9 protein-coding genes, 1 tRNA gene and 1 pseudogene are annotated in these 12,859 nt (G+C 59.4%); 3 read left to right on the top strand and 8 right to left on the bottom strand.

What is annotated here, in order from left to right; genetic code table 11:
• The first annotated feature begins 37 nt into the window (after positions 1–37).
• Positions 38–114 (top strand) — tRNA-Arg (locus AC0L4F_RS23515).
• Positions 115–379: 265 nt separating this feature from the next.
• Here AC0L4F_RS23515 and AC0L4F_RS23510 read toward each other — a convergent pair.
• From AC0L4F_RS23510 to AC0L4F_RS23485, 6 genes are all read right to left on the bottom strand, one after another.
• On the bottom strand, positions 380–748 hold the full coding sequence (locus AC0L4F_RS23510; RefSeq protein WP_244691997.1) for a YbjQ family protein: 369 nt from the start codon (positions 746–748) through the stop codon (positions 380–382).
• Between the two features lie 388 nt (positions 749–1,136).
• The gene (locus AC0L4F_RS23505; protein ID WP_244691970.1) at positions 1,137–1,676 is read right to left on the bottom strand and encodes a ricin-type beta-trefoil lectin domain protein; all 540 of its coding nucleotides are present in this window, start codon (positions 1,674–1,676) and stop codon (positions 1,137–1,139) included.
• Positions 1,677–1,697: 21 nt separating this feature from the next.
• The gene (locus tag AC0L4F_RS23500; protein ID WP_244691967.1) at positions 1,698–2,423 is read right to left on the bottom strand and encodes a DUF1499 domain-containing protein; all 726 of its coding nucleotides are present in this window, start codon (positions 2,421–2,423) and stop codon (positions 1,698–1,700) included.
• 76 nt (positions 2,424–2,499) lie between these two features.
• Positions 2,500–3,858, bottom strand: a complete 1,359-nt coding sequence (locus tag AC0L4F_RS23495) for an efflux transporter outer membrane subunit (RefSeq protein WP_244691965.1) — start codon at positions 3,856–3,858, stop codon at positions 2,500–2,502.
• The gene (locus AC0L4F_RS23490) at positions 3,855–6,962 is read right to left on the bottom strand and encodes an efflux RND transporter permease subunit (protein ID WP_244691963.1); all 3,108 of its coding nucleotides are present in this window, start codon (positions 6,960–6,962) and stop codon (positions 3,855–3,857) included. Before AC0L4F_RS23490 ends, AC0L4F_RS23495 begins: the two co-directional genes overlap by 4 nt.
• A 3-nt stretch (positions 6,963–6,965) precedes the next feature.
• A complete protein-coding gene (locus tag AC0L4F_RS23485) occupies positions 6,966–8,144 on the bottom strand; it encodes an efflux RND transporter periplasmic adaptor subunit (protein WP_244691961.1) in 1,179 nt (392 codons plus the stop codon).
• Between the two features lie 78 nt (positions 8,145–8,222).
• Here AC0L4F_RS23485 and AC0L4F_RS23480 point away from each other — a divergent pair, with 78 nt between their 5' ends.
• Positions 8,223–8,810 (top strand): TetR/AcrR family transcriptional regulator, encoded by a 588-nt coding sequence (locus tag AC0L4F_RS23480; RefSeq protein ID WP_244691959.1) that lies wholly within the window; start codon positions 8,223–8,225, stop codon positions 8,808–8,810.
• 141 nt (positions 8,811–8,951) lie between these two features.
• Here AC0L4F_RS23480 and AC0L4F_RS23475 read toward each other — a convergent pair.
• Positions 8,952–10,161: pseudogene (locus tag AC0L4F_RS23475) on the bottom strand (lytic murein transglycosylase).
• A gap of 228 nt (positions 10,162–10,389) precedes the next feature.
• Positions 10,390–10,959 carry a peptidoglycan L,D-endopeptidase MepK gene (gene mepK / locus AC0L4F_RS23470; RefSeq protein ID WP_244691957.1) on the bottom strand — a complete coding sequence of 190 codons (570 nt, stop codon included), beginning with the start codon at positions 10,957–10,959 and terminating at the stop codon, positions 10,390–10,392.
• Positions 10,960–11,304: 345 nt separating this feature from the next.
• Here mepK and AC0L4F_RS23465 point away from each other — a divergent pair.
• On the top strand, positions 11,305–12,859 hold a 1,555-nt coding region (locus AC0L4F_RS23465; RefSeq protein WP_244691955.1), incomplete at its 3' end, for a L,D-transpeptidase family protein.

Here is a 12,859-nt window from a genome sequence, read left to right as displayed (position 1 = left end):
GCAGCGCCGCGCTGGCCTGCGTATAGAAGGCCTGCACGCACCTGTAGCTCAGCTGGATAGAGCGCTGCCCTCCGAAGGCAGAGGCCAGAGGTTCGAATCCTCTCAGGTGCGCCATTTTCCATTACCGAAGTTTCTGTGACCCAGTGTGAACCGGCGCTTCCGGGCCTTCATGGCCCATGGCAGGAAGCATCCTGTTCGAGGTGGGGGCTACTGCGGCAATCGCAGGGGGCTTTCGGGGCAAAGCGGTCAGGTCCAATTTCGGAGGGGACCTTCCGGTTCCTGCCCTTGGTGCCTGCGATCAGAATTTCAGCGGCTTTCCGGCATATGGTGAGGAAAGGTTGCAAGCAGACCTCTATGAAGCGGCAAAGAGAGCGCTCGGTCACTCAAGCAGAACCGCCGTCCCAGACGCCACAAGCATCACCATGCTCCCTGCTGCGCTAAGTTCTACGTAATCAAGATCAACACCTACTACCGCATTGGCTCCGACGGCATGGGCTTCTTTCTTCAGCTCATAAAGCGCAGTTCGCCTTGCGTCGCGCATTGTATTCTGTACGGCCTCTGAGCGCCCACCGACAATGTCACGGACACCGGCGAACAAGTCCTTGAATAGGTTCATCCCGAACGCACATTCAGCGGTGACGATTTCGATACGTTCTTTGATGGGGAGGTTAGGGGCTGTCTCGGTTGTGAGGATGACGGCCTCAATCTCGGTTTCCCGTTTTTGTGTCGCAACCGATATCTCTTGAATTTCTTTCTGGTCACTCTCGGAGATGGTGGCTGTAAAAGCGCAGATTGTGCAGTAACCGCCTGAGCCCGATTCCAAAAAACCAAGTTTTTTACCGCAACCTTTGCAAATAGCCAATTCGGTCTCCTCAATACCTGCGATAATCTGGAACTCGACGTCCAAGAGTGAGCTACTTCTATGTCCATGATGGTTTCATCGTTGAACTTTTGTTGCAAGCACTCTGCACGCCATTAAAATGGCAGTGTCGTCTGGATGTAATTGGATTTCTGCTTGAGGAACCGTAGCGCGAATCTCTCGACTTCCGACTGGATCTTCTACCGGCTTTGAAAAATCAAAAACCGAAGCCACACCAAAGTAGCGGGATGTGGCTCCGGCAAGGGGCGTCTGTTGGTTAATTCCGAACGACCCATTGCTTGAAGCTTGGGTCAAGGTCATCGCAGGCCGCAAGCAGCAGGTCACGGGATTGGAACGGCCCCGCGTCGTCAATGGTGGCAGAGACCGTCACGCATTGGGCGGGGTCCGCTGCCAGACGCATTTCCATTCTTGATGCATCATAGCTGAACATCTGCGCCTGATCCGTGGCGTCACAATCCACCAGACCAAATGGATTCTCTGCATTGTCCGGCGCGTTATACGCCATGCATTTGCCGTCATAGGTTGCCGAAGCGATCATGCCGCTGTCTGCCGCATAGGTGAACAGGACATCATCGCCGGTTGGTTTGCAGGAATGGGCGTGCAGCTGATCGCTCAGCCCGCGACCTTCGGTATCAATGCACCAGCCAAGCATCGCGTCTTCGTCGAGGTTGTCGGCAAGGTGGATCACCGGCCCGACGGTCTGAATGTTCGGCGCATCGGCAAGGGACATCTGCGGAAGCGTCAGGCTCATCGAGGCGGCGATCACCGAGGTGAATATCGGATTAGGCATTTTCATCGTTCAATCCTCTCTCTTGGGTCACTGTTGAAACTGCTGTTGAAAGGCGCGAATGCGTGCGGCGTTGACGCCTTGGTCGCTGCGGCCCACACGGGACACGCCCCGCATATCAACGCGGCTGCCGTTGTCCTGGGCGGTGACAACCACCACAACGTCATCGGCGAAATAGAAGACTGCGGTGCGGGCAACCGCCTCAAATCGCAGACGTTCGATATCCTGGGCGACGATGTCCCACCCCATGTCGCCCGCGACGGCCAATGCGCGCTGAAACGCCGCCTCGGCAGACAGATCCGTCTCGAGGGGGGCAATATCGGGATAGGCTTTGGCCTGCATCGCGGCCAGCTCCGGCCCGCCGTAATCAAGCGTGTTGCGGGCCCCGTCGCGGGTTTCATCCAGAACCTCAAACAGCGGCGGATTGGCGGTATCGGTCGAAATGTCGTGGATCGGCGCGGCGCGGGGCGTTGGGTTCAGCGTGGCATTGGCCATCGGCGCAAGCAGCGCGAGGCCGACAATCGTGGCAATTCCGCCCGCCAACATCCCGCCGCGTTCCTTGCGCAGAATGTGGACGACCAGCGCGATCACGCCAACAGCCGCAACAGCCATCGCCAGTGGATTGAAATAGCTGCGATAAAGCCCGAAGCCGGTGATCGGCTGCCACAGGCCCAGACGGCCCCCAAACAGGATCAGCGCCGCGGCACAAGCGCCGAGAACAGCCACCAAAAGTGCGATTTTTCCGAGATGTTTCATCGATTTATAGGTCCTTCACTACCCAGGTTCGTTATCCGGCCTGTCCGCCATCCGATCAGGCGGTCTTTTGGCCCGGTCAATTGCTTAAGTGTTCAGTTGCGGCAGAGCCCGCGCCTGTGGCGATCTTTAATGTGGCCCAGGCCTGTGCCGCATCAAGCACCGCAGAGGCCGCCGAAATCTTGGCCGTTGCGGCATTGCGATCAGTTTCAAGCAGGTCAAGAAGCGTGATCGCCCCGTTGCGATAGTTCTGCTGGGCCAACGTCAGCGCACGGTCATAGTCGCGGGCCGCCGTTTGCAACAGGGACGCGCGCTGGCGATAGCGGGTGAGGTTGGATTGCGCGACCTGCACATCTTCGACCGCCGAAGCGACCGCGCCGCGCCATGCGATCTCCGCCTGTTTGGCGGCGGAAATCTCGGCATCGCGGCTGGCGCGCAGCGCGCCTTGATTGAACACCGGCAGCGACAATTGCGGCCCAAAGCTCCAGCTGTCGGTAATCTCGGTGCGGCTGACAGTGCCGGACAGCGACAGCGAGGGATAGAGCGCGGCCTCTGCCACCCCAACCGCAGCGACCGCAGCGGCCAGATCGGCCTCGGCGCGGCGCACGTCGGGGCGGTTGCGAAGCAGATCCGCAGGCACGCCGGTATTTGCCCCGCCGGGCGAGGAGAGTTGCGGCGCGCCTTTTTGCATCTGCGTCAGGATCGGCGCGGCAGGTTCGTTGAGCAACGTGGCAATCGCATAGACATTGGCGTCGAACAGCGCCGCATATTGCGGCAGGCTGGCGCGCGCGGTGGACAACAGGGCCTGCGCCTCGGCAACCTCGTATTCGGTGGCGGCCCCGGCGTCGAATTGGCTGCGCGTGATCTCGACCGTGTCTTCGCGTGTCTTGATCGTCGTGCGGGTCAGGGCCAGCACCTCTTGGTAATAGCGCGCGCCGGAATAGGCCGACAACAATTCAGCCAGCCACGCCAGCCGGACGGTTTCCGCCTCGGCCTTTGCGGCTGTCAGGGACGCGGTCGCAGCCTCACGCTCGCGCCGCAGACCGCCAAAGAAATCGAGCACCAGCGCCGCCCCCAAAGAGCCGCTGTTGCTGGTGACTGTGCCATCAATCGCATCGCCGCCAGAGGTGGTCTGCTGCGCCGTCAGCGCGCCATCGACGGCGGAATTGACGCCGGTTTTGCGCAGGTTTGCCTGCGCCTGCCGGATCGCCTCACTCGCGGCCATCACGTCAAGGTTCTGCGCCATTCCGCGCGCCACCAGCCGGGTCAGCATCGGGTCTTTGTAGTCCAGCCACCATTGCTGGGTCGCGACCTGACCCACCGACGCGGCATTGCCGGCGACAAAGCGGGTTTGCAGGGCGACCTCGGGGCGCTGATACTCCGGGCCGACCGCACAGCCCGCCAGAAGCAGGCTCAGGATAAGGTATTGCGCCTTCATTGCACGGCTTCCTTTCGAATACGGAATATCTCTGTGGTTTTGATGACAGCGACATAGAAGACCGGGACCATGACGATGCCGATCACGGCAGAGAAGATGATCCCGCCCAGCATGCCGGTGCCGATGGATTTCTGTGCATTGGCCCCCGCGCCAGAGGCCAGCACTAGCGGCAGGATGCCGAAGCCGAAAGCCAGCGAGGTCATCAGGATCGGGCGAAGGCGCTGGCGGGCGGCTGTGGTTGTCGCCTCCATCAGGCTTTGGCCCTTGGCGCGCAGGGATTCCGCAAATTCGACGATCAGGATGGCGTTTCGTGCCGCAAGCCCGATTGTGGTCAGTAGGCCGACCTTGAAATAGACGTCATTCGCCTGGCCGAAATACCATGTGGTCACCAGCACGCCCAGAATGCCGACCGGCACCGACAGCATCACCGCAAAGGGCACTGCCCAGCTTTCATAGAGCGCAGCAAGGCAGAGGAAGACCACCAGCGCCGAGATCGCATAGAGGATGGCCTCTTGGTCACCGGACAGACGCTCCTGATAGCTGAGGCCGGTCCATGCGGCGGCATAAGAACCGTCGAGCTGCGAGGCGAGATCCTCCATCAGGTCCATTGCATCGCCCGAGCTGATGCCAGTCGCCGCTTGGCCCGAGATTTCCAGCGCGCGGGTGCCGCCGTAGCGGGCCAGCTGCGGGGTGATCATCTCCCACTCCTGGCTCATGAAGGCCGAGAGGGGGACCATTTCGGATGTGGCATTGCGCACATTCCAGTGGTCAATGTCCGACGGCTGCATCCGCCAATCAGCACCGCCCTGAACGATCACCTCGCGCAGCGCATTGCCAAGCGGGAAGTCGTTGACGTAAGAGCCCGAGAATACCGTGGACAGCATGCCGTTCACATCCGACAGCGAGACGCCCAATGCCTCGGCCCGTTGCTGATCAATCCGCAGTTTCAACGCCGGTTCGGTGGCGGCATCATTGCCGCGCAGGTTGGTCACCCGCCCGTCCTGATTTCCCAGAGCCACAAGCTGGTCTGCCGCCGCGCTCAGGTCGTCTTGTCCGCCGCCAGATTGATCAACCAGATACATGGAAAACCCGGATGTGGTGCCCAGCCCCTGAATCGCGGGTGGTTGCAGCACAAAGATACTGCCAAGCCGCGAGTTGAAGAACCGGCCATTCGCACGCGCCAACAGGTCGGACGCATTGTCGTTCGGGCGCTCTTCGTAATCCTTGAGCTTGATGAACATGACGCCGTAATTCTGCCCGGACCCGGCAAAGCTGAACCCGACGTTGGCGAATACCCCGTCGACGACGTCGGCTTCTTCGGTCAGCAGGTAATTTTCGATCTGTTCGATGGTGTATTGCGTTTGCTGCACAGTCGAACCTTGCGGTAGTTCGACCATGGTCATCAGCACGCCCTGATCTTCGGTCGGCAGGAAGGAACTCGGCAGGCGGTCATAGACCCAGTAGGCCCCAAAACCGACCAACCCCAGAACCAGAACCATGCGGAAGGGCCGCAGCGCGAGCCGCCCGACCGTGGCACCATAACCGCCGGTCAGCCGGTCCAGCCCGGTGTTGAACCAGCGCAGCGGCGCGAGCGGCGCCTTGCCGTGACCGGGTTTGAGAAGCTGCGCACACATCGCAGGCGTCAGGATCAGCGCCACGAACAGCGAAAGCACCATTGCCGAGATGATGGTGACCGAGAACTGCTTGTAGATCACCCCGGTCGAGCCGCTGAGGAAGGCCATCGGCAGGAACACCGCCGACAGCACCATGACGATCCCGATCAGCGCGGTCGAAATCTCGCCCATGCTCTTTTCCGTGGCGGCGACCGCATCAAGTCCGTCTTCTTCCATCACGCGTTCGACGTTTTCGACCACGACGATGGCGTCATCGACCAACAGGCCGATGGCCAGCACCAGCGCGAACATCGTTAGCGTGTTGATTGACATGCCAAAGGCCGAGAGCACGCCAAAGGTGCCCAGCAGCACGACCGGCACCGCAATCGTCGGAATAAGCGTCGCGCGCCAGCTTTGCAGGAACAGGAAGATCACGAGGAACACCAACACGACGGCCTCGATCAATGTTTCATAGACCTGATCAATCGATTCCTCGACAAAGGGCGAGGTGTCATAGGGGTATTCGACGCTGACACCGTCGGGCAGGGCCGAAGACAACCCATCCATCACCACACGCACCCGTTCGGCGGTGTCGACCGCATTGGCCCCGGTGGACAGGTTGACGGCAAAACCCGCCGCCGGGTGGCCGTTAAAGCGACTGACGCTGCCGTAATCTTCCTCGGCCAATTCCACAGTTGCCACATCGCCGAGATAGATCGCAGATCCATCGGCGTCGGTCTTCAACAGGATCGACTGGAAATCGGCGACCGAGCCAAGCTGTGATTGTGCCGACAGGGACACCGTGAATTGTTGGCCCTTGCTGACCGGTTGATCGCCAAGGCTTCCGACCGTGACATTGGTATTCTGCTGCGACACGGCGGTTGTCACATCGGCGGGGGTCAGTTGATATTGATGGAGCCGCTCAGGGTTCAGCCAGATCCGCATCGCATATTCGGTGCCAAAAAGGTTGATCGAGCCAACCCCTTCGGTGCGCTGAACCGCGTCCTGGATCGTGCTGCTCAGGATGTCGCCGAGTTCGAGCGAGGAATAGCTGTCATCGGCGCTGACCAAGGCACCAACCATCAGGATCGAACTGGTCGAGCGGGTGACAGACACCCCCCGGCTGGTCACCGCATCGGGCAGTTGTGATTCCACCAATGCCAACTTGTTCTGCACCTGCACCTGGGCCATGTCGGGGTCGATGCTGTCATCAAAGGTCAACGAAACACTGGCCGCGCCCTCGCTGGAGGAGGAGGTCATATAGGTCAAACCATCCAACCCGGTCAGCCCGTCTTCGATCACGGCGGTGACCGAATTTTCCACCGTTTCGGCCGAAGCGCCGCTGTAAGAGGCAGAGATCCGCACCGTGGTCGGCGCGATGTCAGGATATTGCGAAATCGGCAGGCCGGTCATGCTGTAGGCCCCCAACAGCATGGTCGCAATGGCAAGCACCCAGGCGAAAACCGGGCGATGAATAAAGAATGCAGCCATTGATCAATCCCCCACGGCGGGGGTTTCCGCATCGCGGGCAACGCCGTTTTCGTCGATGAATGCCGCGACGGGCTTCACCGCCTGACCGGGGCGCAGCGCCGACAGCCCGTCGACGATCAATTGATCGCCGTCGTTCAATCCGTCGCGCACGATCCAGGCGTTTTCATAGCTGCCGTCGTCCTGCAATGTGACCTGCTGCGCGGTGCCGTCCGAACCCACGATATAGGCGGTCAGCTTGCCCGAATTTTCCCGTGTGGCGGCCAGTTGCGGCACCAGAAAGGCCTGCATTGACCCGATCACCACATCGCCGCGCACAAACATACCCGGAATGATCAGATGTTCAGGATTGTCGAATTTGAACCGGATTGTCACCGTGCCCGTCGTTGTCGAGACCGAATTTCCGGCGGTGACCAACTGACCGTGACCACGGAAAATTTCCTCGTTTTCAAGCGTCAAGGTCGCCTCCAGCGCATCGTTCTGCTTGAGCGCACCATCGGCAATGCCCTTGCGGACCGACAGGATGCGCGCGCTGGCTTCCATCATGTCCACATAGATCGGGTTCGCCTGAACGATGGTGGTCAAAGCATCGGCCTGACCCGCAGTCACAAGATCCCCGACAGACACCGTCGAAATATCCGCACGTCCGGCAATCGGGCTGGTCAATGTGGTCCATGACAATTCGGTTTCGGCATAATCCAACGCCGCTTGGGCCGCATCCAGCGTCGCATTGGCTTCGGCCAGACTTGCGCGTGCGGCCTCAACCTCGGCCTCTGTATAACCGCGACCGGCCAATTGCTCGGCACGGTCATATGTCGATTGCGCGACCGACAGGTTTGCTTCTGCCATCGCCACATTCGCCCGCGCCGAAGCTTCGGCCGCGACGTAAGATGAATCGTCGATGCGGAACAATGGATCGCCAACTTTCAGAAGCTGATCAGGCGTATAAAGAACCTCCTGGATGACGCCGCCCACACGCGGGCGCACCTCGACTTGTTGAAAGGCAACAGCGTGCCCGGGCGAGGTCACGATGCGCGGCACTTCTTGCAAGTTTAGCGTGACAACGCCCACTTCGCGCGGCCCCATGTCCATGCCAGCGGGCGGACCAAATTGCGCATTTGCAATCGTGGCAGACCCCGTCAACGCAAGTATCGCGCCTATTTTTTTCCACAGGTTGGCTCTCATCGGGTCCTCTATTCTTGACTATCTGGCAATTTTAATGCTTGCTACGTAAACATTGCAGACTGTGCAAGGTTTTGGAAAATGACAGTTTCGTTACGAGAGAGACGAAGGCAGCAAACAGCCCGCGACATTCAACTCGCCACGCTGGAACTTGCGGTCGAACAGGGGCTTGAAAACGTCACGACAGAAGAGATCGCAGCGGCCGCGGGGATCAGCACGCGGACGTTTTTCAATTATTACGTCAACAAGGAATCCGCGGCGATTGGCGCGCCTCCGGCCTTTGGCGAGGCGGACAAAACCGCCTTGCGCGAAGGGCGCGGCGCGCTGCGCGACGATCTCAAGCGGTTTCTGGACAAGCACATCAAGATTCTGGCCGATGACGACAACATTGTCAGAATGGTTGGTACTGTCTTGCGTTCAAACGAAAAAGCGCGCGGCATTCTCGACGGTTTCTTGATGATGGAACGCGAAACGCTGACGGAATGTCTGGCCGGTCGCGTGGCGGATGTGCAGACCGCAGCGGCGCTTGCCAGCATGTGCACCGATTCCATTGGGCGTGCGATTTTCCTTTGGGAGACCGGCGATGCCGCCACACTTTCCGCCGCGCTGGACATCGTCTGGGCCGGAACGCTTCACGCCGCGGGTCTGATGGTGGTGCCGTCCGACTAGGGGCGGCGCGATCTTTGTCCGGGCAAAACCCGATTTCACGGTGCTTGGGTCAGCCTTCAAAAAGCGCATAAAAGTTTAGGAAATGTGCGGCCAATGGCCCCTGAGGACAGAGGCGGGCCTTCGAATTGCAGTGCACAGTGGTCAGCGTGACAGGGCCGCGATATTGCCTTTGTCGGGAAAACAGGTGGCTTTTGCGCCTTGGGATTCCTGCCAGCGCCCGATTGAACGGCGGGTTTTGAACCCCGGCAGACCATCGGCGCCGCCGACATCATGGCCAAGGGTTTCCAGTTTGCGCTGCGCTACCGCGATGTCGGAACGGTACATCGTATCAACCCGGGCCCAGCTGTTTCGGAAATCGCGCACATTGTATTGAATGCGGTCGCCGATATGGCCAACAAACAGGGCATAAAGGTCAGAGGTGTTGTAATCCTTCAGCACATAGAAATTCGGCGTGACAATAAAGGCAGGCCCATGCCGACCGGCGGGCATCATCAATGAACCCGCAGCGCCCAATTCATGTTGCGGAAAGGGGCGGCCAGAGGTCCGGGTGACGCCCATCGCGGCCCAATCCGCGATCTTGCGCGATTGATCCGGGCCTTCCAAAGTACAGGACACAGAGGCGGGGACATCGACCTCAAACCCCCAGTCCCGCCCGGAAATCCAGCCGTGACGGGCAAGATAATTGCCAATGGAGGCAATGGTATCGGCCTCGGACTGCCAGATGTCGGCCCGGCCATCGCCATTCCCGTCCACCGCATATTTCAGGAAATTGCTTGGCATGAACTGTGGCTGCCCCAGCGCGCCTGGCCCAGCTGCTTTTCATTGCGCTTCCGGGGGCGTGACCGGCCTCGGCAATTTGCAGCGCGGCCAGCAGTTCCTCGGTGAAATAGGGCGCACGTGTGCTCATGAATCCTTTGGTGCCCAGAACCTGAAACACGTTGTGGGGGATGTTTACCCGGCCATAGCCGCTTTCCCGGCCCCAGATCGCCAGAATGATACGGCCCGGCACGCCGGTTGTCTTTTCGACGCGCGCCAATGTGGTGGCATGGCGTTTGGCCATCTGTTTGCCGACGGATGTTGCCCCGTCGACCGAGCCGCGATTGAAGTATTTTCCCGGCGCGCCAAATTCGGCCTGACGCTGGCGCCGTGGCGCTGTGGTTGTGCTGCCCGGTGGCACCAAATCCGGCAGATCCCAGTTGAGATCAACGCCGCGAAAGGCCGTGTTGAACGTTGCTTTGGACACACCTGCCGCACGGGCGCGGGGCCAGATGTCGCCTTCCAGCCAGGACTGGAATTGTCGTTCCACCGCCTTGCGGTCCTGAGCGACCGCAGGAAAGGCAAGCAACATCATGGCAAGGAGGAAAGAGAAAATGCGACGTGGCAAGGGGCACCTGTTTGCAAAGCGGAACATGCCCAGACTAACGCAGGATCGGGCGGCCTAGGTATCACGAATAGATGTAACACCACGACGAGATGTCAAAGAATTTGCCAGCACCGCGCCGAAATAACCCCGGCCAGAAAAGCAAAACGCCGCCCAAAAGGGGACGGCGTTTGAAAGAGCAGGGGGGGAAACAGGGGCTTACCGCCCCCAGCTGCGCACCGCGCCGCAATCCATATGGACGAAGTTCGAGCCCGAGTACCGGCCAACGCCACCGGCGCGACAGGCCGTTCCAGCCTTGGCAATCTGCCCGACTGAACGCCCCTTGAGGCTGATGTCTGCGGCCTGACCCTTCAGGTGGAGCGAGTTTTTGGCCACACCACTCGACCGGGCCCGCAACATGGCGTTTGTCTTCGGGCTGCGATAGCCAGACAACAACATATAGGGTTCCGACACATCCAAAAGATTGTGCGACGCCGCCAGAATGTCGATGGTGCGCAGATCAATATATTTCACATCATTCGTGCGCCAATCACGCATGAATTTATGCACTTCTTCGACCGCATCTTTAATATAGTCACCTTCGACCCAATATATCATATCGAGCCGCTCGCCCGTCCGGGCCGAATACATCTTGATCCGTCGAATATCACCGCCACCGCGCAGGAAACCCGCCGCGTTGGTATAAGTTGGTGCTGCTGTTACAAGTGTCGCTGCGAATGCCCCCAAAAGGCCACGCCGCGTTATGCCGCTGCCGCGATTATCCGTCATGTTGAATTGCGCCTGTCCGTCGCTCTCTTACAATTTGGCTCGCGATGTTACGCGAAACCTGCCATCTCATCCCCAGATGCGTGATTTGTATGCCACATCCGGCATTTTTCTCCAACCGGAGAATTCGGGTGAGTACCGGGTATCTGGAAAGTTGGGCGAAAAATTGCCCAAATTTTTGTGAGTTGGGCAAAAAGGTGCACAAGTTTCGTGATTCGGGTCCCGGTGTTACAATCCTGTCAATTGCGGATACACTGCATTGCAGAGCTTAAGAAATTGTGAGTAGACAATGGTATAGGTCTGCGTGCCTAATGGGGTAACGCATTTTTTCAGGTCCGGAGGGACGTTATGACGCAAGCACTGGCCAAATATCGCGGCACGGGCAATTTCAAGGGGCTGTTGGGTGAAATCGCCCTGGCTGTTACGGTTGCAACCATGATGCCCCAGGTCGGCCAGGCACAGGTCACGGCCTTCAAACAGGCGGTGGCCGAAACCGCGTCGGAGCATCGTGATATTGCGGCGTTTTATCGTGAAAACCAGTTTTCGCCGATCTGGACTGGCGATTCCGATTTGCATCGCGCCCGGCGCGCCGCATTGATCAGCGCGGTCTCGACCGCGAGCCTCTATGGTCTTCCCTCCCAGATGTACGACCCCGATGATCTGCGGCGCAAGCTGGCCTCGGTGCGGGGGCAGGCCGCCCTTGGTGCGCTGGAGGTCGAGCTGAGCCGCACGCTGGTGCTGTTTGCCCGTCACATGCAAACCGGCATTCTGGACCCGCGCAAGGTCAGCAGCGGCATCAAACGCGACGTGCCCCTGCGCGACCAGATTACTTACCTCCAGGATTTTGCCGCCAGCGACCCGGATACATTTTTCCGCAGCCTTGTGCCGACCTCGCCGGAATATACCCGGCTGGTGCGCGCCAAATTCGATCTGGAACGTCGGATCAAACATGGCGGTTGGGGCCCTGTGGTTCCGGCCGGCTCGCTGAAACCCGGGGCCTCTGGGAATGCAGTGGTTGCCATGCGCAACCGCCTGATTGCCATGGGCTATCTGGAACGGTCGTCGACCGGAACCTATGATCAAGCCATGGAAAAAGCGGTGCGTGATTTCCAGATGGCGCATGGGCTTGAACCCGATGGCGTGGCCGGTGCCGGCACAATGCGGGCGTTGAATGTCACCGCCACAGAGCGGCTTAAATCCGTACTTGTCGCGATGGAACGCGAACGCTGGCTGAACAAGCCGCGCGGCAAGCGCCATGTGTTGGTCAATATCCCGGAATTCACCGCGCGCATCATTGACGACGAAAAGGTGACTTTCCAAACCCGCGCGGTGGTCGGCAAAAACGTGTCTGATCGCGCAACACCGGAATTTTCCGATGTCATGGAATATATGGAAATCAACCCATATTGGAATGTGCCCCGGTCGATCACGACGAATGAATACCTGCCGTTGATGCGCAACAATCGCAATGCTGTCAGCCACCTTCAGGTGATCGACAGCCGCGGTCGGGTTGTGCCACGGTCGGCGGTGAATTTCGCCGCCTATTCCGGGCGGACCTTCCCCTTCTACCTGCGCCAGCCGCCGTCGAACAGCAACGCCTTGGGCTTGGTGAAATTCATGTTCCCCAATTCCAACAATATCTATCTGCACGACACCCCGGCCAAAAGCCTGTTCGCCCATGAAGTGCGGGCCTATTCGCATGGCTGTATCCGGTTGGCGGAACCGTTTGAATTTGCCTATGCGCTTCTGGCGGTTCAGACCGATGATCCGGTCAGTTTCTTTCAAACCCGGTTGCAATCGGGCAAGAACCAGCGCGTCAATCTTGAGCAGCCCATTCAGGTGCATCTGATCTATCGCACCGCCTTTACCGATGCCAAGGGACGCGTGCATTACGTTGCCGACA

It is taken from the genome of Marinovum sp. J2-8 (genome assembly GCF_055808435.1).
This window is presented reverse-complemented; position numbering and strand designations above follow the sequence as displayed.